The 26,894-nt window shown below is 48.7% G+C and carries 25 protein-coding genes; 8 read left to right on the forward strand and 17 right to left on the reverse strand.

The features are described from left to right. Nucleotides 1-34 precede the first annotated feature (34 nt). From MCG46_RS11990 to MCG46_RS12005, 4 genes are all read right to left on the reverse strand, one after another. Complete coding sequence (locus tag MCG46_RS11990; RefSeq protein ID WP_240280212.1) at nt 35-2,284, reverse strand: sensor histidine kinase; 2,250 nt, start codon at nt 2,282-2,284, stop codon at nt 35-37. A gap of 4 nt (nt 2,285-2,288) precedes the next feature. Beyond that, a complete protein-coding gene (locus tag MCG46_RS11995; protein WP_240280213.1) occupies nt 2,289-2,993 on the reverse strand; it encodes a response regulator transcription factor in 705 nt (234 codons plus the stop codon). A gap of 76 nt (nt 2,994-3,069) precedes the next feature. Beyond that, the gene (locus tag MCG46_RS12000; protein ID WP_240280214.1) at nt 3,070-3,948 is read right to left on the reverse strand and encodes a glycosyltransferase family 2 protein; all 879 of its coding nucleotides are present in this window, start codon (nt 3,946-3,948) and stop codon (nt 3,070-3,072) included. 3 nt (nt 3,949-3,951) lie between these two features. After that, complete coding sequence (locus MCG46_RS12005; protein WP_240280215.1) at nt 3,952-4,710, reverse strand: TVP38/TMEM64 family protein; 759 nt, start codon at nt 4,708-4,710, stop codon at nt 3,952-3,954. A 219-nt stretch (nt 4,711-4,929) separates the two neighbouring features. Here MCG46_RS12005 and MCG46_RS12010 point away from each other — a divergent pair, with 219 nt between their 5' ends. Then, entirely contained in the window at nt 4,930-5,535 is a 606-nt protein-coding gene (locus MCG46_RS12010) for a histidine phosphatase family protein (protein WP_240280216.1), read from the forward strand. A gap of 141 nt (nt 5,536-5,676) precedes the next feature. On the opposite strand, the gene MCG46_RS12015 is transcribed toward MCG46_RS12010, so the two are convergent. The 3 genes from MCG46_RS12015 to MCG46_RS12025 form a co-directional block, all read right to left on the reverse strand. Further along, nucleotides 5,677-6,318 carry a lactate utilization protein gene (locus MCG46_RS12015; protein WP_240280217.1) on the reverse strand — a complete coding sequence of 214 codons (642 nt, stop codon included), beginning with the start codon at nt 6,316-6,318 and terminating at the stop codon, nt 5,677-5,679. Between the two features lie 63 nt (nt 6,319-6,381). After that, a complete protein-coding gene (locus tag MCG46_RS12020) occupies nt 6,382-6,678 on the reverse strand; it encodes a hypothetical protein (RefSeq protein WP_240280218.1) in 297 nt (98 codons plus the stop codon). Nucleotides 6,679-6,772: 94 nt separating this feature from the next. Beyond that, nucleotides 6,773-7,906, reverse strand: coding sequence for a M20/M25/M40 family metallo-hydrolase (locus tag MCG46_RS12025; protein ID WP_240280219.1), 1,134 nt, complete (start codon nt 7,904-7,906; stop codon nt 6,773-6,775). A 91-nt stretch (nt 7,907-7,997) separates the two neighbouring features. On the opposite strand from MCG46_RS12025, the gene MCG46_RS12030 reads away from it, so the two are divergent. After that, complete coding sequence (locus MCG46_RS12030; RefSeq protein WP_240280220.1) at nt 7,998-9,491, forward strand: NAD(P)H-hydrate dehydratase; 1,494 nt, start codon at nt 7,998-8,000, stop codon at nt 9,489-9,491. Beyond that, nucleotides 9,491-10,441, forward strand: a complete 951-nt coding sequence (locus MCG46_RS12035) for a GNAT family N-acetyltransferase (RefSeq protein ID WP_240281454.1) — start codon at nt 9,491-9,493, stop codon at nt 10,439-10,441. Before MCG46_RS12030 ends, MCG46_RS12035 begins: the two co-directional genes overlap by 1 nt. Nucleotides 10,442-10,583: 142 nt before the next feature. On the opposite strand, the gene MCG46_RS12040 is transcribed toward MCG46_RS12035, so the two are convergent. Then, complete coding sequence (locus MCG46_RS12040; protein ID WP_240280221.1) at nt 10,584-12,512, reverse strand: FAD-binding protein; 1,929 nt, start codon at nt 12,510-12,512, stop codon at nt 10,584-10,586. Nucleotides 12,513-12,771: 259 nt separating this feature from the next. On the opposite strand from MCG46_RS12040, the gene MCG46_RS12045 reads away from it, so the two are divergent. Beyond that, on the forward strand, nt 12,772-13,971 hold the full coding sequence (locus MCG46_RS12045; protein WP_240280222.1) for a PucR family transcriptional regulator: 1,200 nt from the start codon (nt 12,772-12,774) through the stop codon (nt 13,969-13,971). Nucleotides 13,972-14,187: 216 nt separating this feature from the next. On the opposite strand, the gene MCG46_RS12050 is transcribed toward MCG46_RS12045, so the two are convergent. Next, the gene (locus tag MCG46_RS12050) at nt 14,188-16,233 is read right to left on the reverse strand and encodes an alpha/beta hydrolase family protein (RefSeq protein ID WP_240280223.1); all 2,046 of its coding nucleotides are present in this window, start codon (nt 16,231-16,233) and stop codon (nt 14,188-14,190) included. A gap of 67 nt (nt 16,234-16,300) precedes the next feature. After that, the gene (locus tag MCG46_RS12055; protein ID WP_240280224.1) at nt 16,301-17,200 is read right to left on the reverse strand and encodes a mechanosensitive ion channel family protein; all 900 of its coding nucleotides are present in this window, start codon (nt 17,198-17,200) and stop codon (nt 16,301-16,303) included. 163 nt (nt 17,201-17,363) lie between these two features. Between MCG46_RS12055 and MCG46_RS12060 the strand changes: the two genes are divergently transcribed. The 3 genes from MCG46_RS12060 to MCG46_RS12070 all read left to right on the forward strand — a co-directional run bounded on the left by MCG46_RS12060 (nt 17,364) and on the right by MCG46_RS12070 (nt 19,038). After that, nucleotides 17,364-17,684, forward strand: a complete 321-nt coding sequence (locus tag MCG46_RS12060) for a thioredoxin family protein (protein ID WP_240280225.1) — start codon at nt 17,364-17,366, stop codon at nt 17,682-17,684. 1 nt (nt 17,685) lies between these two features. After that, on the forward strand, nt 17,686-18,600 hold the full coding sequence (gene trxB, locus MCG46_RS12065) for a thioredoxin-disulfide reductase (RefSeq protein ID WP_240280226.1): 915 nt from the start codon (nt 17,686-17,688) through the stop codon (nt 18,598-18,600). A 204-nt stretch (nt 18,601-18,804) separates the two neighbouring features. Then, nucleotides 18,805-19,038 (forward strand): hypothetical protein, encoded by a 234-nt coding sequence (locus MCG46_RS12070; RefSeq protein ID WP_154237753.1) that lies wholly within the window; start codon nt 18,805-18,807, stop codon nt 19,036-19,038. A gap of 14 nt (nt 19,039-19,052) precedes the next feature. On the opposite strand, the gene dhaS is transcribed toward MCG46_RS12070, so the two are convergent. From dhaS to MCG46_RS12105, 7 genes are all read right to left on the reverse strand, one after another. Then, a complete protein-coding gene (gene dhaS / locus MCG46_RS12075; protein WP_240280227.1) occupies nt 19,053-19,610 on the reverse strand; it encodes a dihydroxyacetone kinase transcriptional activator DhaS in 558 nt (185 codons plus the stop codon). A gap of 334 nt (nt 19,611-19,944) precedes the next feature. Then, a complete protein-coding gene (locus MCG46_RS12080) occupies nt 19,945-20,340 on the reverse strand; it encodes a hypothetical protein (RefSeq protein WP_240280228.1) in 396 nt (131 codons plus the stop codon). 127 nt (nt 20,341-20,467) lie between these two features. After that, nucleotides 20,468-21,235, reverse strand: a complete 768-nt coding sequence (kduD, locus tag MCG46_RS12085; RefSeq protein WP_240280229.1) for a 2-dehydro-3-deoxy-D-gluconate 5-dehydrogenase KduD — start codon at nt 21,233-21,235, stop codon at nt 20,468-20,470. 79 nt (nt 21,236-21,314) lie between these two features. Then, nucleotides 21,315-22,922: a mannitol dehydrogenase family protein gene (locus MCG46_RS12090; RefSeq protein ID WP_240280230.1), complete on the reverse strand. Its 1,608-nt coding sequence runs from the start codon at nt 22,920-22,922 to the stop codon at nt 21,315-21,317. Then, complete coding sequence (uxuA, locus tag MCG46_RS12095; protein ID WP_240280231.1) at nt 22,913-23,995, reverse strand: mannonate dehydratase; 1,083 nt, start codon at nt 23,993-23,995, stop codon at nt 22,913-22,915. Before uxuA ends, MCG46_RS12090 begins: the two co-directional genes overlap by 10 nt. Nucleotides 23,996-24,058: 63 nt before the next feature. After that, complete coding sequence (locus MCG46_RS12100) at nt 24,059-25,123, reverse strand: iron-containing alcohol dehydrogenase family protein (RefSeq protein WP_240280232.1); 1,065 nt, start codon at nt 25,121-25,123, stop codon at nt 24,059-24,061. 1 nt (nt 25,124) lies between these two features. Continuing rightward, a complete protein-coding gene (locus MCG46_RS12105) occupies nt 25,125-25,802 on the reverse strand; it encodes an RpiB/LacA/LacB family sugar-phosphate isomerase (RefSeq protein WP_240280233.1) in 678 nt (225 codons plus the stop codon). 283 nt (nt 25,803-26,085) lie between these two features. Between MCG46_RS12105 and MCG46_RS12110 the strand changes: the two genes are divergently transcribed. Then, nucleotides 26,086-26,847, forward strand: a complete 762-nt coding sequence (locus MCG46_RS12110; protein ID WP_240280234.1) for a hypothetical protein — start codon at nt 26,086-26,088, stop codon at nt 26,845-26,847. Nucleotides 26,848-26,894: the final 47 nt, after the last annotated feature.

A 26,894-nucleotide genomic window follows, 5' to 3' on the forward strand; every position in this document is an offset into this window, starting at 1 on the left:
TATTATAAGCTTGATGAAAGCGCTTTGTCAATCTCTATTTTTCAATTTCATTATTTTTTGAAGTTAGGATTAACGGCGGCTGGGCCGCTTCCAGCGGCTCCCTTTCCAACGGCTGGGGCTTCAGATCAGCCAAAGCCTGACGGTTAAAGATCACGATCACCTTGAAGAAGTCACCGTCGGTCTGAATCGTAAAGTGGGCATGCTGACTCTCCGCAAAGCCTTTGGCAATCGCCAAGCCCAATCCGGAGCCTTCCGAATTGCGGGATTTATCACCGCGCACAAATCGTTCAACCAAATCGTTGGGATCAAAATCAATCTCCGTTTGCGAAATGTTGCGGATCGACAGCACAACTTCTTCTCCCCGCTCAATTAACGTCAGATACACCCGGGAACCACGCAGCGAATATTTCGTCACGTTGGAAATCAGATTTTCAACAATCCGATAGGTTTTCTGCGAATCCAGCGGCAAGACGATCTTATCATGACTGTATGAGGTCTTGATCGTCAGTCCGGCATTTTCAATCGCCGGCGCCAATTCAAACAGCGTTTGAGAAATCAGCGACACAAGATCAACATCGACGACATTCAGCTTCAGATCTCCGCTGTTGGCTTTGCTGACCTCAAATAAATCTTCAATCAGATGCTTTAAGCGCATGGAGTTGCGTTCCAGCACAGCCAGATATTCCTGCCGCTTTGCCTCATCCGTCTCCTGCTTCATCAGGTCAATGTAGGAAATCAGCGATGTTAACGGAGTTTTCAAATCATGCGAAACGTTGGAAATCAGTTCCGTTTTCATTTTCTGACTCTTAGTTTCTTCTTCGATTGCCATATTGAATCCATACCGGATATCATCCAGCTCACCATGCAGCGGTTCAAAAATACCCAGATCCTCATGGACTTCCGTTTCCAGATCTCCCCGCGCCATCCGGCGCGTACAGCCCAGCAAGGTTTCATAATCACTGCGCAGCCGTTTCAGCGCCCGCATGATGATCAGATACAGAAAGACGGTGTAGATCAGCGCTGCATAGAAATCCTGCAGAAGCAGACACAGCATGCTGATCAGGGCGACATTGACAATCATCAGTCGAATCAGCCGGGAATGCGCTTTTTCCGAAAAATCAACGGTAAAGCATTCCTTCGTCCACTGCTTGAGCGTCGACCAGCCATGTCCGAGCGCATGCCATAACCGCTGCCACAGCGTGATCGTTGCCATCTTCCGCCACGTTGCGCGCCAGCCGTCATGCAGAGCCAGACGAATCCAATAAATCATGCAATACAGACCGGAGCATTCGAGCAAAAATGTGAATTCATAGGAAAGAATCTGGAAGAATCCCGTCATATCATCAATCGATTGGGAGTACACATCCATCATGATTCCGCCGAGATTGTAAGACATTTCCTCCATCAAGGCCAGCGCGAACACACTGATGATGATCTGGGCTTCCAGCGGAACCCGGTTCAGCAGCTTTCCGATTTTCGATTCCCGCATCTTGCTGCGCGTAAAATACAGCGCGCCTAAAAACAGGATAAAATACAGCACCAGATTGATCTGGGACGCCAGAAGCCGATAGGAAGAATATTCATTGTTTTTTATCAGCGTGGCCAGCGCATCATCGCTTTCCAGGTGATTGGGAATGCCAAATATCAAGGTCATATTCTTGAGTTCCGGCTCATACAGATCCAACGGGAAATTTCCATAATACTGGATCGTATCCGCCAGGTTGGCCATCGGATAGAAATCCGCATTGCTGTAACCGCCGTTGGACGTGACAGTGAGTACGCCGTAGCTGTCATACTCGGCCCGTATCCAAAACTGATATGCCTCGGAAAGCTCGCGGTCGGTCTGACCTAGGGCATTGTTTTTCGGTCTGCGGACGGTGGTCTTCGTCGCATTGTCAATCGCGAAAGCATGCAGGTTTCCAAGCTGCAGACTTTCTTTATAGTTTTGCTGCAGCGACCATTCCAGCTGCGTTTTTTCTTCGTTGATCTCGCTTTGCGTCCAGCCCTGATCCAGCAGCCTCTGCAGCTGCGCCGAACTGAGATACAGATCCGCATATCCCAGATCCGTATGGTTTGTTTCATTGATCAGATCGCGGATCATCGTCACCGCATATTCATTGATCCAAGAGCGAACTGAGCGGCTCTGACTGAATAATTCACGGCGGCTTTCCGGTCCGGCATTCTCACTGATCGATCCGGCCGACGGGACAAGGATCAGGCTCAGGAAACACACCAAAACTAAAAAACCAGCCAGAAGTTTTTCTGAAAATTTGGATTTTTTCATTCCTTTATCCCTTCTCTATTTTGTAACCGACGCCCCACACCACTTTTAAATAACGCGGATTGCGGGGATCGATTTCGATTTTCTCACGGATGTTGCGGATGTGCACCATCACCGTATCGGTAGCGATCGCTTCCTCGTTCCACACCCGTTCATAAATTTCCTCGGCGCTGTAGACGCGGCCGGGATTTTTCATCAACAGCTGCAGAATCCGAAATTCAATCGGCGTCAGCTTCACCGGATTGCCGTCCAGCGTCACTTCCTTGGTGTTGTTGTTCAGCTCCAGACCGCCGACAGTATAGACTTGTTCATCTTCACTCTGATGTTCTTTCAGACTTAAAAATTTAGCGTAGCGGCGCAGCTGAGAGTTCACCCGCGCCAACAGCTCCATCGGTGTAAACGGCTTGGTGATATAGTCATCTGCCCCCATATTTAAGCCGGTAATCTTGTCCATGTCTTCCGACTTGGCGGACAGCACAATGACCGGAAAATCATAACTCTGACGCAGCGTCATGATCATCGTCAGGCCATCCATAACCGGCATCATCAGATCGACGATCGCCAGATGAATTGTCTGACGGGCCAGAATATCCAAGCCTTCCTTGCCGTTATAGGCGCGGTGGACGCCATACCCCTGGTTCTTCAAATAGATTTCAATCGCGTTGCCGATCTCGACTTCGTCTTCACAGACTAAAATTTGATAGTTTTGCATGATTTCGCTCCCTCACTGATTCTTCTTTTAGTATAGAGTAAACTCATGAAGTTGCAATGAAGAAAAAGCTTAAGAATTAGTAAAGATTGCGGTGAACACGAAATTCAGCGGCAGAAGCGGCTTCCGAAAACGGCAGAATTTGTTCCATCAGTGGATCCTGGAAGCGCCCATGAAGCAAGAGCGCACCGCCGATCAGAAGCCGGATCCGCCGCAGCATCGCCTGAGCTTCGCGTTTCAGCGTCGGATCATAGGCTGTAATGTAGCCGGCCTGATCTTCAAAGGCTTCCAGCATATCTTTCAGAATCTCCGGCCGCAGCGAATAGGTCAGACTGTTCTGACGATGGGTATTGTAATGCACCAGCGTATCCGGAACAATGACTGTCTTATCGGCCTTCAGCAGAATCTGTCCGATCAGCTGAACATCCTCGAAGACCCGGCCTTCCCAAAACTGCAGGCCGTCAAACAAGGAACGGCGGATCAGCTTGCCCCAGGCATAATTGCGTACCTGACGGTCCTTCATCAACATTTTCATCAGTGTCCGCTTATGCGGAACCAAGACGCGGCGGACATGCCGGCGGGTTGTCACCCGCCCCTCATTGACATTGCCGCAGATCACCACATCCGCTGCATACCGAGCCTGAGCCGCCGCCAAGGTTTCCAGCGTGCGCCGCTTCATCCAATCATCGCTGTCCAGAAACAGTACGAATTCCCCCTTTGCCGCATTCAAGGCGGCATTGCGGGCCGCTGAAACACCGCGGTTTTCCTGATGGATGACAGTGATCAGTTCCGGATAGATCTTGGCATAGAAATCCAGCCGGGAACCCGTTCGATCCGTCGATCCGTCATCGACTACGATCACTTCATAGTCTTGATAAGTCTGTTCCAATAAAGAACGGATGCAGGTATAAATTTCTTTTTCACTGTTATATGCAGGTATTAATACGCTGATTTTCATGGGTTATCCCTTCGCTGGCACAAAGGCCGCTTTGCCTTTCTTGTCTTGATTTTGTTGGTTTAGCTGACGTTTTAATGCCCGTTCCCGACGCTTTTTCATCACTGACCGGTAAACGAGCAGTCCCGCACCGCTGAAAGCGATCGTAATCGCATAAATCCAGAAGGCGGAAACGAAATCCTGCTGAATCAGCTTATCTCCGGCCAGCGTCGAAGTGATCACCGAGGGAATCCGCGCAACCGTGGTAATGAAGAGGAAATGGGAGAATTTAACCGGAGTCAGACCGGCGAAATACGTGATGATATCCTTCGGGGTTCCTGGAATCAGAAAGATCAGAAAGATCAGGTTGTCAAGCTTCTGTTCATCCTTCATAAAGGAAAGCTTATCCAGTTTTTCCTTCGGCACCAGACATTCGACTAAATTGGAGCCGTAGCGGCGAACGAGCCAGAAAATCAAGGCCGTGCCGATCGCGGCGCCGATCAGACAGAGAATCAGTCCCTCAATCGGTCCGTAGGCGACACCCGCACCAGTTTCAATGATTTCTCCTGGAAGCAAGGCCACCAGCACCTGTAAGGCCATCATGCCGGTCAGCACAATCCGTCCCAGCCAGCCGAACTGATCCAGCCAGATTTTGAACTGCGCAGGATCGGAGGCCACGCTTTGAAATAAAACAAACAACACTGCCGTCATGACGATCGTAAAGACAATTACCGCGCTGATGGAGAACCACCGTACCCGCTTCTGCCACTTTGATTTCTGTTCCATAAATTCAGGCTCCTTTTTGTTTTCTGGTTTTATTCTACCCGTTAAACATGAAGATCCCCTTCTGGAAATTCAAAAGAAATTCTTAAGCCTTGCTGAAAAAGCAGAGAAGAGCCTTTTTTTGTTTTCAAAGAACAAATTTTATCTGCAGCCCCTGGTCTTTTTCAGTCCCTGCAGCTATAATGAAATCCCGAGTCAATCCAATTAGAAAAGAGGTCGGCTATGAAAATCATTTATACGCTGCAGCATCCGCAGTCTGAGCATCATCTCAACGGCATGGTGGGTTCCTGGACAGATTGGGATTTAAGCGAGCTGGGAGTACAGCAAGCCCAGCGCATCGCTTTGAATCTGAAAGCAGAACTGGCCGGCAAACCTATCCGCCTTCTGTCTTCGGATCTGAGACGCGCCTGGCACACTGCTGAAATCATCGGCGAAGCTTTAGGAATCAAAGCTGAAAAAGAACCGCTGCTCAGGGAGCGGTATCTGGGCGAAGCCGTCGGTCAGTCTGTCGCCTGGCTGAAAGCGAATCTCTTAACACCGGAAATCACGATCGACGACCGGCTGTTTCCCTCAGCTCAAACGCGGCGCGAACAGGCCGAACAGTTAAGTTCTTTCTGGGACCATCTTCTGCAACAGGAGGACGATATCCTGATTCTGGTCTCTCACGGCGATACGCTGGGCGTGCTGCAGGCCTTATGGCTGGGATTGGAAGCGGATGCTCTGAATTCCATCCAGTTTGCCGGACAGGCCGGCGGCGTTTCCTGCTTATGGGAACGTGACGGCAAGCGGATCGTGCGCAAATTCAATGATCTGTCTTATTTGAAATAACGATAAAAAAGACATGCCCTTTCTCCCATTAGAGAAAGCCGCATGTCTATTTTTTTAAATTTTAGTCAGAATGAAGCAAACGACAGTGCTTTTAGGACAACGTTATTATCCGCACAACGCTCACAGTTCAAGATTTCAAGATCAGAATCCAATTTCATCAGCGATCATGATGATTGTGAAGCGTCCCGGTGTTTTCCGGCCATGGTTTATAATTCCGACGGAGTTGCAGACAGACTGCTGAATCTGACAATCCATGCATTTTCCCGTTTCAACACACGGTGCCTTGTGATGCACACGCATCGCGTTGAGCGGAGCGATCTGACGCAGCCGTTTCATCGCATCATCCAGCGTATCTACCACTTTGTTCACGCCGGCGACCACGATCACCTTGCGCGGTCCGTAGCTGATCGCCGCAACCCGGTTCCCAGACGAATCAATATTAACCAGCTGGCCCTGCCGGGTAATCGCATTGGAACTGGTCAGGAACACATCCGCCAATAATGCCTGACGATAAATTTCCTCGACCTCGGAAAACGGCAGACCTTCCTGATAGCGGTCGAAAAAATGATAATCGCCGTTGCGCAGGATATTGATCATATCCATGGCTTTCAACGTTTCCGAACCGCCGACGCCGACGCTGGCGCCCTTGGGAATCAGCTCCAGCACTTTATCGCGGGCTTCCTCCACATTTTCGGCGTAATAGGTAATATACCCTTTTTCCGCCAGCAGGTCGACCATTTCATGGGCAATGGCCACGGCTCTGCGCTTACGATACTTATCCATACTTCTGCTCCTCTTTTCTAATTTTTGACAAAAAAGACCGCACTGAATATGCGGCCCTTTTCATTACTGATTGACTTCTGAATACTTCCGGCGTTCCGGACTCAAATTGTCGCAATAATACCGCACAGTCAGCGCTCCGCCGATCTTGGATTTCACCTTCGGCAGCTCGATAAAGCGGTCGCCTTCCAGCATGATTTCCATCATCGCCTTGCAGCAGGCCGTCAGATTGTTGACCTTCGGCTCAACTTCTGTCATCAGCTCTTTCGCATTGATATCAATATACAGCCACTGGATGTTATGCGCATCCCATTTTTTCTGATTGATAATGTCGATATAATCTTGAATTGTTTTCTTTTCCATTTGTCAGGTACCCCCTAATCGATTTTATTATAGCATTGAACATCAATTAAATAAAGTCGAATCACGGAATCAAGCTGTTTTTTCAACTTAAAAATCAAAGAAAATAATCTAAAACAAATTCCATCATGACGCCTAAGCCCGGAAGCAGTGAAGCCTTTTCGATTTTTTCCTGCCGGGTATGCGCCCCTTCGCCGAGGTATCCGCCGAAGCACAATGCATTGACACCCTGGGAAAACGGAATGTTGCAGTCGGTGGATCCGGAATGACCTTCCGGCCGAGTGCCGATCCGCCGTTCGATCAGATCTTCGACTTTCTTCTCGATCGCCCGCTGCTTCTCTTCATCGATATCGCCCATACATGGCCGCTCACCCAAAATTTCAACATTGATCTCCACGCCCATCTTCCGATAGGCCTCGATCAGGCTGTCAAACATATCGCGCAGCTGCTGCAGATGTTCGCGGACATCAGAACGGAATTCAAACAGCATCGCTGCCTGCTGAGCGATTGTATTGACCGAAGTGCCGCCTTCAATCGTTCCGACATTGTAGGTCGTTTTTCCGCCTTCCGGGACTTTGACTGAATACAGCGTATCGATCAAGGAGGCCAGAACGCGGATCGCATTGCGGTTGCCAAAGGCCCCATAGGAATGTCCGCCTTCCGTCTTCACCTCGACACGATAGCGAACCGATCCGACCGCCTTGTTGACATAACCTTTATACGAACCGTCAAAGGAATAGACCTCGCTCAGCTTGCCGGCGTAATCCTGCATCAGCTGACGGCAGCCCTTGAGGTTGCCCAGGCCTTCCTCGCCAGCATTCAGCACGATCAGAACGCCTTGCTTCGGCTGGCAGTGCTGCTCAATCAAATAGCGGGCGATCACCATCAATAACGCCACGTTGGCTGTATCATCGCCCACTCCCGGCGCTTTCAGCCAGCCGTCTTCTTCAATCAGCTCAAAGCCGGTTTCATCCGGGAACACCGTATCCAGATGCGCCATAAAGGCCACGGCTCCGCCGGCCTGAACGTCACCCAGTGTTACGATGACGTTGGATGCTGTATCCACTTTCACGTCTTCCGCACCGCATTCACGGAACCACTTTGCGCAGTATTCCGCCCGCGCCTGTTCATGATTGCTGAAGGCCGGTATCGCTACCAGCGTGCGGATCAGTTCAACAACCTCATTCTGATGATCGCTGACATATTGTTCTAATGCTTCATTCCAAATCAAAGATATACCCCCTTTTTATTTGAATTCATTATACCATTCTTTTGGGAGCCTGAACAATTTATGTTAGAATAGGATGCAGGAGGTGGTCTCTGTGATCCTCGAAAAAAATCAAATCGCCGCGGCGGAAGCGGCAAGCGGCAAAAGTGAAACGCAGTTAATGGAGCTGGCCGGCAAGCGCTGCGCAGATACGCTGCTGCATGAATATCCAGAAAATGATTCCTTTCTGATTCTGTGCGGCAGCGGCAACAACGGCGGCGACGGGTTTGTCATTGCCCGGCATTGTCTGGCTGCGAAACGTCAGGTGGCGATTGTTTTGATGATGAACGACATCCGCACCCCGGCAGCCATTGACGCCCGGCAGAAGCTGCCGGAATCCTGTTTGATTTACGGTTACGAAGAAATGAGCGAAGCTCAGTTTCAGACCATGGCGCAGCGTTATGACGTGATCGTCGACTGCGTCTTTGGGTTTAATTTCCATGCCCCGCTGCCGGATTTTCTGCGGGATGCCTTCCGCTGGATTAACCAGCAGCGCCTATCCGTTGTCAGCATCGACCTCAACAGCGGCTTGGAAGCCGATCACAGCCTGGGGGATCCGGATGCTTTGCACAGCGTGCTGACCTTAGCGCTGGGGGCGTTAAAACCGGTGCATTTGTTCAGCCGGGAACATCAGAAACTGGATCGCCTGATCCCGATCAGCCTTGGTTTTCCTGAGCCGGAAACCTCGCGCTGGATTCAGATGGATGCGCTGCAGGTGACGCGGCTGCTTCCGCGTTTATTTGACAATGATTATAAAAACAGCACAGGCCGGCTGACCGTCATCGCCGGCAGCGCGTGGATGGCGGGTGCGGCCCAATTCAATCTGGAAGCAGCCCAGGCAATCGGCTGCGGAATGATCCGCGCGGTGGTTGACCCGCAGATTTATCCGATTCTGCAAGCCGCCTGTCCGCACGTGGTCTTCCATCCGTCGACTCAATCTGAAGCAGACTTTCTGGCTATATTAAGCCAATCCGATGCTATTGCTTTGGGCAGCGGCTGCGATCATCTTGAAAATCTTGACGCTTTATTGGAAACCGTGCTGAAAAACAGTTCTGTTCCTGTTATTCTCGATGCCGCGGCGCTGCGCAGTCTGGCCCGACATCCAGAGTGGCTGAATCAGCCGCAGGGCGAAATCATTTTAACTCCGCATGTCGGAGAATTCAGCGCGCTGTGCGGACGCAGCGTTGAAGAAATTCAGGCAGACCGAATTCGCTGTGCTGAGGAATATGCAGTCTCGCATTCGGTAACCCTTGTTTTAAAAGGGGCGGATACGCTGATCGTTTCCCCGCAGGGTCTGCGCTGCGTGAATAAAACCGGCAATCCGAGCCTGGCCAAAGCGGGTTCCGGGGATCTGTTAACCGGCTTGATCGCAGCACTGGCAGCCCGCGGATTAACCCCGATGGATGCTGCCTGCTGCGGAGTCTGGCTGCATGGCAAAGCCGCCGACAAAGCGATTGAAAAAAATGCCCTTTATACCATTCATCACAGGGAAATCCTGGCGGGTCTGGATGCGTTTTTAATGGATCATCAAAAGGAGCTGTGGCGTTAATGGAAATCCGCCGGATTACCCGTCAGGATCTGCCTGCCCTGACTAATCTGTTCAAACGCAGCGTTTTTGAAATCGCCGGCTGTGATTATACACCGGCGCAATGTGCTGCCTGGACTCAAAACGCGGAGAATCCGCAATGGGCCGAGCGTTTCCTGTCCACCTGGACCATCGGGGCTTTTATTGCCGAGCAGCCGGCCGGCTTTGCCAATCTGGAAAGTCCGACCCAATTGGATTGTTTCTATGTCCATCCCGATTTTCAGCGGCAGGGTGTTGGTTCCGCCTTGTTCAAGGCGGTGAGCGAACAGGCCCAAAAGACAGGAGCCGCTTTTTTGGAAAGTGATATTTCATTGACCGCCGAACCCTTTTTTCGCGCACAGGGCTGGAAGGTTCTGCATCGCAATGAAATCCAGCGTGAGGCTCAGGTTCTGATCAATACGACGATGCGCTTCACTTTTTCCAGCATGGAAAATGCCGCTGTCAATCCAAAATGGCAGCTGCTTACCGAGATCCATGTTCAGGACCGCAATCCGGAATTTATCGACCAGCTCACCCGTCTTTGGCGGACCTCTGTCAAAGAAACACATCTTTTTCTGTCCGAAGAAGAAATCGATAAGATTCAGACTTATGTCCCGCAGGCATTAGCTTCCATCCCCCATCTGATTCTAGCTGAAAAGGATAAAACCTGGATCGGCTTTATGGGAATCAGTGGACAAAAACTGGAAATGTTGTTTCTGGATCCGGCTTACCGTAAGCAGGGCTGGGGTGCAGCACTTCTGACCTATGCCATGAGTGAATACGGAGTGAATGAATTGGATGTCAATGAACAAAATCCGCAGGCCGCAGGATTTTATGAACATTTGGGATTTTGCGTCGTATGCCAGAGAGATACTGATGATCAGGGCATGCCCTATCCCATTTTGACAATGCGATTATTGAAAGGTGAATCTTAAAACATCGTTGTTTTACAAGATTAGAAAAGGCCAGTATTCAAATCAATCTGAATGCTGGTCTTTTTAGTTTATTCGTCAAGTTTAAGCGATCGGTCTTTATCCTGTTTTCAGCTGTGAATTCCTGTTAAATCAGGGTAGGTATTTATTTAATCTGAGACAAAGCATCCTGGACTGCGGCGATGATCGCTTTGGAAGTGATCGTTGCCCCAGAAACCAGATCTACATCGGTACTCTGTTGGGCAACAATCTGGGCTGGTATTTGTTCGATCGCCGGATCAGAAATACCAGCTGTTTCAGAATGTTGAACAAGATCGACGGAAACAATCCGATCCCCATCCATGGTTACCTTGACCTGAACATCACCACCCATGCCATTAGGACTCATTCCGAGATATTCATTTTCTTTCAATTCGATTCCTGCACTTCCGCCAATTTCATCTGAGCTGCCAATTTTATAGGTCATCGGTGACTCAACTGCCTGACGTAAAGTATAAGCAGCCTCTTTTTCCTTCACTTGTGCAGCATGGATTCCCGCTATTCTGCCGAATACCAGGCATTCGGATAAGTTGGTGGCACCTTGATAATTCTTGGCTGTCATCCCGCCAAATTCACCGGCTGAGTACAGGTTGGGTATTGGGTTTCCCATTATGTCTAAAACTTCAGCACGGGCATTTCTGCGCGCTCCGCCCTGTGTATTCAGAATAAGCGGATTCATTTTCATAGCATAACATGTCCCTTCCGCAAGCGGCTGCATTTTTTCTGGATCGCGGCCACATTCCTCATCTTCCCCCTTTGCACAGTATGCATTATACTTCCGTATTGAAGACAAGAGCACTTCTTCCTTCGCTCCAATGAAAGACGCCAATTGGGAATAAGAATCTGCGCTGACCCACACCTCACTGTGATTGACTTCCAATAAATTCTCCGCTTCCAGCTGTTTCTTCATCTTCTCATCAAAAATTAAATAAGAGTATTGCGGGTAAGAAGGTAAATGATATTCTCCACAATGATAGAGATGACCATGCCGGCTATATTCTGTTTCATTGAGATAGCGGCTGCCATCCGGTCCGACCAAAATAAAGCTTCCACCCTCTTTAAAACCTGAAGTCTGCATGGCCTGAGTTCCTTCACCCAGCGAAATGCAATGTCCGCCGAGAATATCCAGTGATTCAAAACAATCCATATGCCACAGATCCGCATTCACCTCCAGCGCCATCGCAACACCATCACCACGATTATACAGGGTACCCCGTGGATTGGAAATCGCCAGGCCAAGATAATCAGCAACCATCTGGGAATTATTTTCAAAACCGCCGCAGGCCATAACCACGCCTCGTAAAGCACGGATATTCAGCAGCTCGCCATTCCGTTCCATCATCATGCCCAGGATCCTCTTTGTTTCCGGATCCTGAATCAATTTTTGCCCTCGGGTATTAAACCAGATATCAATCTGATCCCGATTGACAACCTTTTCTCGCAGCATTCTCCACAAGGCCCCGTCGCTGGCCCCTTTATGAACCGAGAAGGAATCAATCGTATCTCCGCCCTCCAGCTCCGGAAATTCAGGAATGGCCCAGGCTGTGGCCGGAATGCCTTTCCAATACATCAGCTCAGAAGCACCATAATCCTGAATCATCCGATCGCCGAGTACCAGCAAGTCGCTGGTAAACGTATCCAGCAGTTCTTCATCATAAGGCAGCCCGCCATAGAGCGCCTTATAATATGTCATAAGTTTTTCCTTGTCATGTCCTACGACACAGAATTGACCCGCATAGCGTGTATTTCCGCCTTCGTGTCCTTGCGGCGCAGCGTCAAAAAGAAGGACATCCGCACCTTCTTCCGCGGCATAATGGGCCGCTGTCGCACCGGCACCGCCAAACCCCATGACAAGAACATCATAGACACCATCCCATTTTATTGTGTCGGCATAGCTCAATTCAGGGGTCTGTCTGCTTCCCCCAGCATTACAGCCGCTCAACATCCCCGCTGCGGCTAAACTTACAGCCCCAGCCGCTGTCCCTTTTAGAAAATCGCGTCGTGAGAGTTTTTGTTTCATATTTCTTTGTGGCATGAGATTTCCTTGATCCCATGCTCTCCTTTCTTATGATTAACGCAATCCGCGTCAAATCTGATTTGTTTATAAATACAATATGTAAGAATTCTATCAAGTTAAGTTTATTATATCTTTATTTCCTTACTTAACGTTATATGTTAGTATTTAATTAACTTCTTGTGATTTTAGGCAAAATCCAAAATCAACCGGTTTCTTGTTTAATTCTGTAATTTTCGCTTTAGTTTTTGTACTATAAAACAAAGAAAGGAAGAAAATCATGTCTTTTTTATCCGCCAAATTAGAAGCTCTGCTTTTGCCGATGGTTTACAAAGATACTGAGCTGAAGACCATCATCAACGCTGCCGCTGAATTTCTCAATACCCCTGTTCGCTTTTCACCCGAGAATAATCTGGACTTCGCGCTTTGTTCTCCTGGATATCCCAATGAAGATATTGAATATATCCGTGGCGTCTTGGCAGATGATCCCCAAGGTTTTCAGACCTATATGCAGGTAATTCATCAAAAAGCATCGGATACGCCGGTCCTCTTAAAATCCAGTAATTCCGCAATTCCGGATAAAATTTTCTGCAACGTCGTCATCGGATCCCGCTATTTTGGCAATGTTTCCATTCCTCATGTGAAATTGCCGCTTAAGGAGATTGATTTGGACGTTGTCGAAACGCTGTGCAAAATCATTGCTCTAGCCTGCTCGGTACAAGGTCTTTGGGGCTATGATCGCGAGAATTATAATCTGTTCAATGCCTTGCTGCATGGCATCATTACACGCTGGGATCAGCTGGCAGGGATGACCTCTGATATCCGTGCTTATCAGGATCGGCAATGGCGCCTTGTTTCCTGTCAGCTGCCGGAACCATTAAATCCCGGCTTAATTGTCTCGGGCTTAGAGCGGATTTTTCCAGGAGCCCTGATCGCTTCCTACGATCAATCGATGAACGTTCTGGTCGATGTCACCGATCAGGATCTCACCGCATTGCAGCTTCAGCGGCTGACATCCCTGACTTCCGCTTTTCAAATTTCGATCTGTATTGGTCTGGTCTTTCATCATCTTATGGACTGCCGCAAACAGCTGGCCTGCATTGCAGATCATCCAGATATGAAGAACAGGAATTTACCGCAGCTGATTTCTTTTGATAAACATCCGGAATATGCTTTGTTTCATCATACTGGTTTCAGTTACCAAGAGCTGTCCGAATATCGTGACCAGCGAATCGATTCCCTGATTGAACATGATTTGCAGCATGGCACGGAATACTTCATTACCTTGAAAACAATGTTGGCATGCAACTGCAATCCTGCAGAAACAGCCGGAATTCTGTGCACTCACAAAAACACGATTCTGTATCGAATAAAGCGGATTGAAGAGTTGTTCCATCTATGCCTTTCGGATAACGAAACACTGTTTCAGATCATGCTGAGTCTTAAAATTATGGAATATGGTCATGCAGAACTAAATTAATCTGTAATTTGCTTATTCGGTATCAAAACTTTACATTTGATAAATTTAGATTAGAAGACAACAAGGAAGAATGGATCACAAGCAAAAAACAAAGAGGAATATCCTGACCAAGCACGATGCTTTCAGCCGGATTATTCCTCTTTTTAGTCTATCTTGATTCTCTGAATAGGAAATAAGTTGTTGATCTCTTGGAAACAAATCAGAAATGATCGCTGTTTATTCCGCTTCGTTTTCCTTTTCCTCTTCCGGATCCAGCTCACTGAGATGATCGGTGTACTGATCAAACCACTGCGTCATTTCTTTCAGCCGGCGAATGCGGTGGATCGGCTTGCCGGAACGGCTCAGTTCATGATTTTCACCATGGAACAGACAGATCCGGGAATCAACATTATGCAGCTTGAGGGCCTGGAACATCTGTAAGCCTTCCGCCATCCAGCAGCGGTAATCCTGATCGGAATGAATGAACAAGGTCGGTGTTTTCGCCTGATCCGCATATTTCAACGGCGAGAAGCTCCACATCTTTTCAGGATTATCCCATGGGGTGGAAGCCATTTGGCTCATATTGTGATAGTAGCCGATATCCGTTGTCAGGGACTTGGAAAACCAGTTGGAAATCGAACGCTGACTGGCCGCGCAGGCAAAACGGTCGGTATGCCCGATGATCCAGTTCGTCATGAATCCGCCGTAGCTGCCGCCGGTGACCGCTACCCGCTTGGCATCGATCATCGGATACGTTTCAAGAACCAAATCGGTAAAGGTCATAATATCGGAATAATCAATCGTTCCATATTTTCCCCGCAGATCCATGAACGCGTTGCCGCGGCCATCCGAACCGCGCGGATTGCAGAAAAAGACAAAATATCCCTGTGAGGCCCAATACTGCATCTCGTGCATGAAGGTTTCACCATAAGCTGCCTTCGGTCCGCCATGGATATCCAGAACCGCCGGATAAGTCTTTGTTTCATCAAAATCAATCGGCTTCAGTACCCAGCCGTCAATTCGCACGCCGTCATTAATAAAGCTCAGTTTTTCCGGCTTCGCCACATACTTCCCGTCTAGAGCCGCATCATTGATATGTGTCAGCTGAATTTCAGCGCCGTCTTTCAGCTCATACAGCTCCTGCAGCCGCATTTCGCGCATCGCACCGATGACAACCCGGTCATCCTGCACATCGAAGAAATCAACCGAACCTTCGGCCGTGGTCAATGCCCGACGCTGTCCCTGAGCATCAAAAACAGTTAATTCTGAATGATTATCCCAGGTTAGAAGCGTCCAGATTTCACCGTTGACAATTTTCCAACCGCGGCCGCCATACAGTTTAGCGTCACTTCCGACGGAGCTGCCCCAGGACAGATCCTCGCCGTTAAGCAGCGACATTTCACCGGTATTGCAGTCAATTGTATACAGCTTCGCATTTTCGCTGGAACCCCAGGTCTGATAATCCGTGGCCGTCACAGCTAACAGATGATCGTTCAGCCAGCCAAGATGGCCGAAGTTCCACTTTCCGGACGGCACCAACGTCGTCCGCTGCCCACTGTTTCGGTCAACAACATACAAAACCGAAGTCTGGCTGTTGACGCTGTCAAATTCCGGACCGGCAATCGCAACCTTGGTTTGATCCGGACTGATTTCCAAATGCCTTACATCCATGAATTTCGGTGATAAAATCTGAACTGACTCCGTGCCCGGCTTAACCAGAACCGCCCAGGTGCGTTTTTTATTGATAAAACCGCGGCCGTTAAACCAATACGGCAGCTCGTCTAAAACCTCATAATCTTTTTCTTCTTCCCGCTGAGCCAGAGCCTTATCCAGCGCCTTGCCTTCCAGTCCCTCGAGCGGAAGCTCATTGAGATCCTTGGATACCAGCGCTGCCAGCGTTTCCCCATCGACCTTTTTCAGCGCCGACACTTTCCAGGGCAGGGTGAAGGCTTTCTGAGCTTCCCCACCATTCAGACTCAGGCGGTAAAATGTGGTCTGTGTTTTTCCCTTTTTCGCCGCTTTGGCATCCTCGCCGGTCCGGTCAGTCGGAAACAGAATATGATCCTGATCCTCAAACAGGAAGTTGCGCTCGGAATGACTGGATGTCAGAAAATAACTGTGTCCGCTGTCAAAATTGTAACAGGCCAGATCATGCTCGTAGCCCGTACCTTCCGGATTGCTTCGGCTCTGTACATAAACACAGCGCTTTCCGTCACTCGACAAGGTCGCTTCCGACAGATACTGATACGTTTTAAACGTATCGATTTGAATAGGTTTTGCCATTTTTATTCTCCCCCTCGACTCCAGCAAGAGTCCATTGTTTTTATTTTACCGCCGCAAGGGCGCAACGTCAATTTGGTTGTGTTTCTTCTTCCTTTTCCAGTTTTAAATGAACGTCCTGCTGCGGATACGGAATCCCGATTCCCGCTTCATCCAGCGCTTCCTTCACCGCCAGCCGCAGGCCTCGCTCAACTTCCCAATGACGGCATGGCAAGGTGCGGCAGATCACCGTAATGTTGACAGAAGAATCAGCCAAATCGGTAATCCCCTGAATTTTCGGTTCTTCTACTAAAATATCCTTCACTTCTTTGGCATACGCCTTGACGGCTTGATCCAGAACTTCCATAACCTGCCGCGTATCCGCTTCATACGGTGTGCTGACTGTGATTTTTGCCAGCGAATCCATGCGCGAATAATTGATCACCCGGCCGATTGATCCATTCGGGATGATGATCTGCTGACCAGCAAAGTTTTTCAGATAGGTCACACGCATGGCGGTTGCCGTTACCGTGCCTTCAACATCATCCAGCTTGACATAATCGCCAACGGAAAACTGTTTTTCAAACATCATGAAAAATCCGGTGACCACATCTTTGATCAAACTCTGTGCCCCGATGCCCAAAGCCAGCGAACCGATCCCAGCCGATAACAACAGATTGTTGATCGCGTTGCCGAAGCCCAGCTGCGCCAGAATCATCAGCGCGCAGATGCCGTAAACGATATAGCGGAACGTACTGCGGGTCATCGTCATCATCGTCTGCACGCGGCGGGCCTGCATTTCCGGCATGTCCTCGGATTTTTTGATCTGTCTGGCCGTCATCCTGGAGATCAGATCCAGCACCAGCTTACCGCCTAAAATTACAAGTAAAATCCCAACGCCTTTCCAAAATAAAAGGCCGCTGTTCTCTGCGAGCGTACTCAGAAAACCATTGAAATACTCAGTGATCGTTTTACTTAGAATACCAGTCATGAATATCCCCCTATCTAGTGCTTAAGTTTAACGAAATTTACTGGCTTATTCAATCCTTCTTCATCGAATTGAAAGATTTCTGATCCTTCGCAGGCAAAATCCTTGTTTTCTTTTGATTTCTGCGCCTATAATGAAACCAGAATAAAGGTAAGGAGGATTCGTTATGGCAACAGTGATTACAAAAGATAATTTCGATCAGGAGGTCGCCGGCTCTCAACTGCCCGTCATCCTGGATTTTCAGGCACCTTGGTGCATGTATTGCCGGCGCTTAGCCCCGGTCATCGCTAAGCTGGAAAAAGAGCTGGAAGGACAGGTGCGGTTTGGAACGGTCGATATTGATGAACAGCCGGAGCTGGAGGAACGCTTCGATATCAGCACCATTCCATCCCTGATCTTGTTTCAGGCAGGAAAAAACGGTACAACCTTAGTCAACCCGCCTTCCCGCGGTGCGATTATGAACTGGCTGAAAGAGCAGGGAATTTAATATGGAACATGTTCAAGTCGCTGTTTTAGGCGGAGGTCCAGCCGGTTATACCGCGGCCTTGTACTGCGCGCGGGCCGGTTTCCGCACAGTTATTTTAGAAAAGCTGTCGGCGGGAGGACAGATGGCCACAACCTCCCAAATCGACAATTATCCAGGCTTTGACGAAGGCGTCGACGGCTTCGAGCTGGGAATGAAAATGCAGGCTCAGGCAGAACGATTCGGGGCTGAATCGTTTCTGGAAGAAGTGATTTCCGTTGATTTGAATGCCGTTCCGAAAAAAATCGTGACTGACAGCCGAGAATTAACAGCGGACGCGGTAATTCTGGCCACCGGTGCTTCCGCACGGAAGTTGGGTGTGGCGGAAGAAGATTCGCTTGTCGGTCGGGGTGTGGCCTATTGCGCAACCTGTGACGGAATGTTTTATAAAGGCAAGACAGTAGCAGTCATCGGCGGCGGCAACACCGCGGCGGCGGACGCGCTGTTCTTATCAAGAATCTGTGAAAAGGTAATTTTGATTCACCGCCGTGATACGCTGCGGGCTGATCGGGTTTATCTCAATCCGCTGCAGAGCTGTGATAACCTGGAATTCATCTGGAACAGTACGGTGGATGCGATTCTGCATGATCAAAAAGTCACCGGGCTGCGGCTGCGTGATAAATTCAGCGGTGAGCTGCAGGAAATTGCCTGTGACGGCGTCTTTGTCGCTGTCGGCCAGCTGCCCAACACGGCTTTATTTGAAGGTCAGCTGACATTAGAGCATGGATACATTGCGGCGGATGAAACAACACGAACTTCGGTACCGGGGGTTTTCGCGGTTGGCGATGTGCGCACCAAAGCGCTGCGGCAGGTCATCACAGCGGCCAGCGACGGCGCCGTTGCCAGTCACTTCGTCGAAGAATACCTCGCTTCCTTGTAAGTTTCTGGGTTGCACCAATTCAATGAGAAGGCTGCGGTTCTCCGCGGTCTTTTTTATCCAATTTCCAAGCCTTGAAACGAGTTCCCTTTCAATGAAGAAAAGTTACCTCAAAATCTGTCTAAAATTACGACACAAAGCGCAAACTGCTCATAGGCAAAAGACCTTTCTTCGGGTATTCTAATGTCAGAAAGCAAGGGATAGGAAATGTCACTAGACGCTAAGCTGAAACAATCCTTGTTGGAAACCGCCGCCCGTCATCGGCTGCGCCGCGGCAAATCCGGCCGGCAGACAGCCCGTAATCTTGTCGATTTAGCCTGCACGCTGAAAAAAAAGGATCTGCCTGAATATGACCGATCCCAAATCAGTGAAGAATGTTTCAACCTCTTGAAAAAAACCAGCATTGAAGACACGACAAACTGGCTGATCCAACGGATCTAGCCTTTTTTCTTGGCTTAAAACTGCCCCTGCAGACGCAGGCTTGCCATCTTCTCGCTGTCATTGGCTAGTTTACGGATGCGCAGGGATAAGGACTTCGGGCTTTCCTTCATTCCGCCGCGAACCCAGTCGCGGATAATGCCGCACATGCCATAGCTGTAAAAACGGGAATACAGCTTAACATCGTCTTCCTTCAGCCGCAGACTGCCGTCCAGACGCCGAATCGCTTCTTCAAAAAGCGTGCAGGTTATTTGAAACAGATAGTCCTCAAAACACTGCGGGGAAGCACTGATCGTATTTTCATAGAAGATCTGATTCTCCCGCATCATTTCAAGCAGCTTTTCCATATGTTCATGCCAGTTGTCAAACGTGACGTCGCTGGCTAAGTAAACAAAACCTTCCTGATAATAGATCCAGTCCAGCAATTCATATTTATCCTGAAAATGATAATAAAATGTCTGACGGTTCAGTCCGCATTGTTCCGTGATATCCCGTACTGATATTTTATTAAAGTCTTTGTGATGACATAATTCTTTTAAGCCTTCCGCAATCGCTTTTTTTGTCAGATCTGCCATATCTTGCCTCCCGGATTCAGCTTGCTTGAAATCCACCGCTAATCGCTTATTCATTAAGATCATTGTAAGCTATTTTCGCAAAAAGGAAAAGGAGGAAGCCTTCCACAGACTCATAATTAAGATCATCGTTCCAAGAATTTATTTCACGCTTTTATTACTCGATGAGTTTATGTCATAGGCGGGCAATAAAAATGAGGATTTTGACGATGTGTGAGATTATAGATATGACTCGTCCCCTGCCCATCCTTTTATTCAATCAGCTGGATACAAGAAATTAAAAACGGTCTCTTCTTTTCATCAATCCGCCGATCAGACAGAGTATAAATAGAATTATCTATTCGCAAAGATACAGTGGCCAAAACCGCACGGCCTCTGTTGCACCAAAGAGAAACGGCGATAAAACGAAAGACGTTATCGATAAGCCCGGCAGAAAGTAAAGCTGGCAGCTCACACCCAGAATATTCAGCCACATATGCCCGACAACAAACTCCTGGAATAACAGAAGCAGCAGCATAAACAAGCCAAACGCACACATCAGAAAAGATTGAATAAAAAGATTTCGATGTTCGTCAAACAGCCGGTAAGCCAAACGATACCACAAGAAATACAGGACTGTGCTGATCGGCAGCAGCAGCCACCCGGTGATCGGTAAAAGCATGACCAGGCTCAGTCCTTTCCCAATAATCAGCGGAAGGACTCCGGCAAGACCTAACTGTGGTGTTTTTTTCATCGTTCTTCCACCCTTGTCTTCATTTTATCATAGTCGGATCTGATCGCCAAATCGCAGTTTGGACAAAAACAAAACGGCATAGCATCTAAGCCATGCCGCTTCAGCATTTTCAAGTTGTTGATCCGTTTTAACGTGCCAGCCAGCCGCCATCCACTGGGATCGTTGCGCCGCAGATATAATCAGAAGCTTCACTGGCTAAGAAAACCACCGGTCCCTGCAGAACGGAAGGATCTCCCCAATAGCCGATCGGCAGCCGGTCGAGAACTTCCTTGTTGCGAACTGGATCGTCCTGCATGGCCTGCGTCAGCGGAGTTTTCATATAACCCGGAGCAATCGCGTTGACGTTGATGCCCTGGCTTGACAATTCGTTGGCCATTTCTTTGGTCAGCCCCATGATCGCTGACTTGCTTGCGGTATAAGCCGGAACAAGAATTCCGCCGGTAAAGGAAAGCATGCTTGCAATATTGATAATCTTGCCGCGGGTTCCCTGCTTCACCATCTGGTTCGCCGCACTCTGCGAAAGCAGGAAAACTTGTTTCAGATTCAAATTCAGCGTGTAGTCCCAATCCGCCTCGGCATATTCCAAAAATGGAGCACGGCGGTTGACCCCGGCATTGTTCAGCAGAATATCCAGATGGCCGTAAATCGCAACGACTTCCGCAACGATTTCATCGGTCAGAGCTTTGGTCGGTTTGGACAAATCGGCCTTCATATAATGATAACGGCGGCCCAGTTTTTCAATTGCTTCACGGATTCCGGTGTCATCGCCATGGCCGATATTGAAAATATCCGCGCCGTTTTCCGCCAGTCCGACGCACATTGCATAACCCAATCCGCGGTTGGCTCCTGTGACCAGAGCCACCTTGCCTTCCAGCAAGCCTTCTTTATAAATCATGTTCATCCTCCTTCACTCATCTGTTCTAACAATAGCACAAAAATCAGCTTTTGTATCGTTCATTTATTTTTTCACAACTTTATTGAAGCTGTTCGTGCAGCACCTTCCGCACTGCCCCCGGTGCCTGCAGCATCGCCACAAATAAAGCTTCGATCAGATCCGCTAATCCAGCGGCTTCCAAATCCAAACCAAAGATTGTCGAATTCTTCAAAATTGACCGTACCCCATCAAGCTGCGGTTCACTCTGACCTAACTGAATCCCTGTCAAGTGTTCTCGGAGCTGATCCAACAAAGGATCGGGGCTAATCGGCATCGGCTGACCTTGATCATCGATCCCCAACAGATAGCGCAGCCATCCAGCGTACACCAATGGAATCGCTTTTAAATCCGACAGCGGCCGGTTCTCGTTCAGATAGGCCTTGACCGTTTCACCAAACCGGACACCCAGTTTCTGCGAGGTATCTGTCGCAATCCGCTGCGGCGTATCCGGCATAAACGGATTCGGAATCCGCAGCGTCAGCACTTCGTCCAAAAACTGCCGCGGTGAGAGAATCTTGGGATCGGTGACCACCGGCAAACCTTCAATCCGGCCAATTCGATTGGCCAGCTGATTTAAATCCGCATCCTGCATCTCATCACTGATCTTGGTAAATCCCAGCAGACAGCCGAACACCGCCAATCCAGTATGAACAGGATTCAGGCAGGTGGACACCTTCATGCGTTCCACCTTTTCAACGGTCTGCCGATCCGCAAACATCACGCCGGCTTTTTCTAACGGGAGCCGGCCGTTTGGAAAGCGATCCTCAATCACAAGATATTCGCATTCTTCAGCGTTGACAAACGGCGCGATGTAGGTGTGCTTGGAGGTTATGATTGGTTCTGCCTGTTCCAGTCCATCCTGACGCAGCCTTTCCTCAATCGTCGGATCAGGACGCGGTGTAATCTTATCGATCATCGTCCATGGGAAACTGACGCGCTGTTCGTCCTGCACATAATCCAGAAAACCTGGTTCTACCTGACCCGATCTGACCCAGCCTTCGGCCAGCGTCACTATCGCTTTTTTCAGTTTTTCACCGTTGTGGGAACAGTTGTCCATGCTGACCATCGCGATCGGCAGCGCCCCGTTTTTATAACGGCAGTAAAGCAGCGCGGCAACCCGTCCGATATAGCTGCGGGCGGCCTGCGGCTGATGGTTAAATTCAGCGCTGATTTCAGGCAGGATTTCCCCATTTTCATCGCTGACACGATAGCCTTTTTCCGTGATCGTAAAGCTGGCCATCTGCAGGCTGGGCTGCTGAAATAAATTGGATAACATAGTAAAATCCGAGCTGTCCGGATTCAGCTTCAAGGCCGCAGCCAGGCTGCCGATAACGGTTTTCTCTACGCTGCCTGAGGCTTTCAGCGTGACTAGGATATTCAGCTCATCGTGCGGCTTGAGCATCTTGTCAACAATCTCATCATCATAGCCCTCCGCCGCGATCAGACCTTCCGCTGCAAGTCCCGCATTCAACAACTTCTGCATCAGCATCATCGGATAAGCCCGAAAGATATTGCCGGCACCAAAATGAATCCAGCGAGGAGTCTTCAAAGTTGCCTGACGCAGGGACTCACGATCAAATTCCGGCAGTGCATAGCCCTGCTTCAGCCAGACCTGACGGTCTTTCAGTCCTTCATCAGTTAATCGCATCTGTGTTTCGCCTCACTTTTAACAATCGCTTCCCACAGACCGTTGAGATAAGTTGCGCCTAAAGCCCGGTCGTACAGTCCATAACCCGGCATCGCCTTTTCATCCCAGATCATCCGGCCATGATCCGGCCGAATTGGCCCATCAAAGCCGATATCATACAAAGCCTTCATGATCTCATACATATCAAAGCTGCCGTCGCTGGACAGATGCGCGCTTTCCTCAAAATCATCCGGTGAATTGAATTTCAGATTGCGTACATGCGCAAAGTGAATCCGGCCTTTGAGCGATCGGATCATGTGCGGCAGATCATTTTCCAGGTTTGTCCCGTAAGACCCGGAACAGAATGTCACGCCGTTATGCGGATTATCGACCATGTTCATCATGCGTTGAATATTGCTTTCGTTGATGATGATCCGCGGCAAACCAAAGACGCTCCAGGCTGGATCATCCGGATGAATCGCCATATTGATATTGTACCGATCACAAACCGGCATAATCGCTTCCAAAAAGATTCTGAGATTTTCAAACAGCTGTTCTTCATCAATGCTGCGGTACAGCTCAAACAGCTCCTGAATCCGCGCCATCCGCTCCGGTTCCCATCCCGGCAGAATAAAGCCGTTGGTATCCGCGCCGATCGAGGCAAACATTTTTTCCGGATTCAGTGCATCGACCGCTTTTTGGGTATACGCCAAAACGGTTGACCCATCGGCCCGCTGACGTGCCAGTTCAGTTCTTGTCCAGTCAAATACCGGCATAAAATTATAACAAACCATGTGAATATCGGCTTCGCCAAGATTCTTTAATGTCTGGATATAGTGATCGATCATTTCATCGCGCTCAGCGGTTCCGGCCTTGATCGCATCGTGCACATTGACGCTTTCAATACCGCTGACGCGCAGTCCCGAAGCCTCAACCTCCTGCTTCATTGCCGCAATTCTTTCCGGCGTCCAGATTTCACCCGGCAGCGTATCATAGAGCGTGGTGATGACGCCGCTGACGCCTGGAATCTGACGGATTTGTTTTAATGTGACTGAATCATAACCGGTGCCATACCACCGTAATGTCATTTCCATAGATCTTATTCCTCCTTCTTTATAAAAGAAAAGGGACGGCTTGTCCCTTTGTTTGCAGACTATTCAGCCGGCGTACTGTTCAAGATCTTCGATCGCCTTGCGGATCAAGGCCTGCGTCACCGGATATGGAACATGGTTCAGTTCCTGATTCTTTTCCGCCATTTCCAGCACATCGCACAGCGGATCCTCGATCGTCAGCTCCAGATCAGCCAGACAAACCGGCAGACCGATCTGACGATGGAAGGTGTAGGCTTTTTTCAGCATATCCATCTGGCCGTCCATCATCAGCTGAACCAGCGTGCCGTAAGAAACGACCTCACCATGCAGATGCTTTTTCTCGATATGCTCGCGAACGGTCAGTCCGTAGAACAGCGCATGCGCCAATGCCGAATTGTAATCCGGATGCACAAGCAGCGAAACGCTGCCGGTGGAAATCAGAATGTTCTGGATGATCTGTTCCAGATCATCGCTGACTTCCTGCTTCTTCGCGGACTGCAGAGCGCTGGCACCATGGGCAATCACCGGCTCAAAGCACATCGCGCTGATCGTACGGCCCAGCTCACTGGCATAATCGAGCTGATCATTCCGAGCCGAGAACGTACATTCCACATGCTTCGCCATCGTATCGCCGATCCCGGCCCACAAGTATTGGATCGGGGCTTCGGCAATCACTGAGGTCGGAATCAGACAGTGCACCGGAGCGGATTTCAGCTTCGGAATATCCTTAAACGAACCGTCAGCGTTATAGAGGATGCTGATCTTGGTGACCGCGGCACAGGTCGAAGCAATCGTCGCAATCGTAACAACTGGTTTATCCAGCTGATCTCCGGCAAGCTTAACCGTATCCAGGCATTTGCCGCCGCCGATGCCAACCAAGACATCCGCCCGCTGAACATCCTCGTCCTGAGTCAGTTTGGCCACATTCTCATACGTCGCTTCATGGCCATAAACGACTTCCTTGACAACTTCCAATGAACCCAATGCTGGGATCAACAAGGCTTTGCATGCAGCATAAGCTTTTTCACCATGAATCAGTGCCACCTTGCGGCCATACGGCAAAACGACATGTTCAAGATCCTTTAGCGCATCCGCGCCGATCGTGTAGCGCGGAAGGGTCACCTTTTTCATGTTATTTGCCTAAGACTTCACGAACGTAAGCTTCCAGCTCAGCATTTTGGCAGCCGGCAAAGAAGCAGTCCTGGAAACGCTGAGTCAGGGCTTCTTTCACCATGTTCTGATCCAAAGCCTTTAAGCCTTCCAGAACCGGCTTGCCTACGGCCGCCTTGACTTCATTCAACAGTGCTGCATTGCGGTTCTGCGATTCTTTGCGGCCTGGTTCATTCGGATAACCCATGCCCTTCGGAGAACCAAAGGCTTTCTCAAAAATCGTGTGGATGTTCAGTTCACCGCCCCAGCCGAAGCCTTTTGCATACGGAATCGACAGCGCGTTGCCGTTGTTGATCTGTAAGAACAGATAAGCGTCGGAAGGTTCGATGCAGTAGCCGCAGACAACGCCTGGATAAGCGTTCAAAGACATCAACGCGCCCTGGCCCGTACCGCAGCCGGTCACGACGAAATCCACGGCGCCGCTGTTGAGCAGCAGGCAGGCCTGGATGCCTAAATGCAGATAAGTCAGACGTGGATTTTCCTCGGTGTACGCTTCCGGAACATCCTGGTCCAGCAACGGTTTTGCCATCGCCGTGTTGTATACGGTGTGTCCCATCGGTTCGACAACGTCCTTGAGCTGTGCCAGAATAATCGAGTTCTTCGGAGCCTGGCTGAATTCATTCATCAATGCAATTTTCATGTGTTTGTTTCTCCTTTTCTTCTTTTTAACAGGAACATCGGTTTTCCTGTTCCTGTCTATAAAAGTATCATAAACGATTCGTGCAGGATTATCAATCCTCGTCATTTTAATGTGGTAAATTGTCGTTTATCCAGGATTAAAATGGGATTCTTTTTCAACGTTCTTCCTTTCTGATTCATTCGGTCTGGATTGACTTGTCAATTTTATTTACTTTAATTCATCTGCGTATTCATTTTGTGTTGGAGTATGCTATGATTGAATTATAGGAGTTAAAGGAGAAATTATGAAACGATCACAAGATAATTTTCTGTCTCATCACATCATTGAAACCTATCTGCAAGTCATCGCTGAAAAAACTCAATTTGAAACCGAGATCGAAGTTTCGCCTGAAATATATCAGGAGTGTTTTAAAGAAACCGTGAAAGTCATTATGGATTCTGCGGAAACGAACAACATCATCATTAAGGACCGTTCTCTTCTGTCAGAAATTGACCAAAAAGATTTCAATTATAATCCAGCCCAGGCTTACCAGTTCCTCTGCGGGGCTTGTCTACAACAACAGATTGGAGAGAATAAGATCGAAAGTTTCATCAAACACTATAATAAAAGAAAGCAGCAGCTCAAGATAACGGCCATAGATAGTTTTGATCATGTAAAAAGATATCACACAGTCTTAGATGTTTACAAATTGTATTATTTAAAATTTTATACCCTAATTCGCATGCCGATTGTTTTTTTATGCAGTATCAATGAAATCATTCTGACCCTATCCTTGCTAAGCCGCCGCATGCCTCCGATTTACAATTTTTATGCCGTTCTTGCGATCATTTATTTCTTGAGCTGGATAATTTTATTTTGGAACACCCTTTTTGTAAAAGCAAAGACTAAACGATTCTTTATAATCAAGTGGATCCTTACAATCCTGTATTGGTCTGTTTATACTGAAATGACTCAAGATACCCATCTCTGGATCCTCTATACGGCGTTTGATGTTTTTTCTATTCCTGATTATTTGCGTTATTTTAAAATAACAGACATTCAATAAAATAATTAAATACAATCTTGGCAATCCTTCTCCCTTAATGATTGGGG

The sequence above is a fragment of the Holdemania massiliensis genome (assembly GCF_022440805.1).
Classification (GTDB): domain Bacteria; phylum Bacillota_I; class Bacilli_A; order Erysipelotrichales; family Erysipelotrichaceae; genus Holdemania; species Holdemania massiliensis_A.

Bases quoted from the DNA above. Each gene is read 5' to 3' on its own strand.
- MCG46_RS11990 (WP_240280212.1), bottom strand. From the start codon at position 2,284: ATGAAAAAATCCAAATTTTCAGAAAAACTTCTGGCTGGTTTTTTAGTT.
- MCG46_RS12090 (WP_240280230.1), bottom strand. From the start codon at position 22,922: ATGCGATTAACTGATGAAGGACTGAAAGACCGTCAGGTCTGGCTGAAG.
- MCG46_RS12035 (WP_240281454.1), top strand. From the start codon at position 9,491: ATGGAAATCCGCCGGATTACCCGTCAGGATCTGCCTGCCCTGACTAAT.
- MCG46_RS12010 (WP_240280216.1), top strand. From the start codon at position 4,930: ATGAAAATCATTTATACGCTGCAGCATCCGCAGTCTGAGCATCATCTC.
- MCG46_RS12000 (WP_240280214.1), bottom strand. From the start codon at position 3,948: ATGAAAATCAGCGTATTAATACCTGCATATAACAGTGAAAAAGAAATT.
- MCG46_RS12110 (WP_240280234.1), top strand. From the start codon at position 26,086: ATGAAACGATCACAAGATAATTTTCTGTCTCATCACATCATTGAAACC.
- trxB (WP_240280226.1), top strand. From the start codon at position 17,686: ATGGAACATGTTCAAGTCGCTGTTTTAGGCGGAGGTCCAGCCGGTTAT.
- MCG46_RS12050 (WP_240280223.1), bottom strand. From the start codon at position 16,233: ATGGCAAAACCTATTCAAATCGATACGTTTAAAACGTATCAGTATCTG.
- kduD (WP_240280229.1), bottom strand. From the start codon at position 21,235: ATGATTTATAAAGAAGGCTTGCTGGAAGGCAAGGTGGCTCTGGTCACA.
- MCG46_RS12080 (WP_240280228.1), bottom strand. From the start codon at position 20,340: ATGAAAAAAACACCACAGTTAGGTCTTGCCGGAGTCCTTCCGCTGATT.
- MCG46_RS12070 (WP_154237753.1), top strand. From the start codon at position 18,805: ATGTCACTAGACGCTAAGCTGAAACAATCCTTGTTGGAAACCGCCGCC.
- MCG46_RS12015 (WP_240280217.1), bottom strand. From the start codon at position 6,318: ATGGATAAGTATCGTAAGCGCAGAGCCGTGGCCATTGCCCATGAAATG.
- MCG46_RS12040 (WP_240280221.1), bottom strand. From the start codon at position 12,512: ATGCCACAAAGAAATATGAAACAAAAACTCTCACGACGCGATTTTCTA.
- MCG46_RS12105 (WP_240280233.1), bottom strand. From the start codon at position 25,802: ATGAAAATTGCATTGATGAATGAATTCAGCCAGGCTCCGAAGAACTCG.
- MCG46_RS12100 (WP_240280232.1), bottom strand. From the start codon at position 25,123: ATGAAAAAGGTGACCCTTCCGCGCTACACGATCGGCGCGGATGCGCTA.
- MCG46_RS12005 (WP_240280215.1), bottom strand. From the start codon at position 4,710: ATGGAACAGAAATCAAAGTGGCAGAAGCGGGTACGGTGGTTCTCCATC.
- MCG46_RS12020 (WP_240280218.1), bottom strand. From the start codon at position 6,678: ATGGAAAAGAAAACAATTCAAGATTATATCGACATTATCAATCAGAAA.
- MCG46_RS11995 (WP_240280213.1), bottom strand. From the start codon at position 2,993: ATGCAAAACTATCAAATTTTAGTCTGTGAAGACGAAGTCGAGATCGGC.
- MCG46_RS12060 (WP_240280225.1), top strand. From the start codon at position 17,364: ATGGCAACAGTGATTACAAAAGATAATTTCGATCAGGAGGTCGCCGGC.
- dhaS (WP_240280227.1), bottom strand. From the start codon at position 19,610: ATGGCAGATCTGACAAAAAAAGCGATTGCGGAAGGCTTAAAAGAATTA.
- MCG46_RS12055 (WP_240280224.1), bottom strand. From the start codon at position 17,200: ATGACTGGTATTCTAAGTAAAACGATCACTGAGTATTTCAATGGTTTT.
- MCG46_RS12045 (WP_240280222.1), top strand. From the start codon at position 12,772: ATGTCTTTTTTATCCGCCAAATTAGAAGCTCTGCTTTTGCCGATGGTT.
- uxuA (WP_240280231.1), bottom strand. From the start codon at position 23,995: ATGGAAATGACATTACGGTGGTATGGCACCGGTTATGATTCAGTCACA.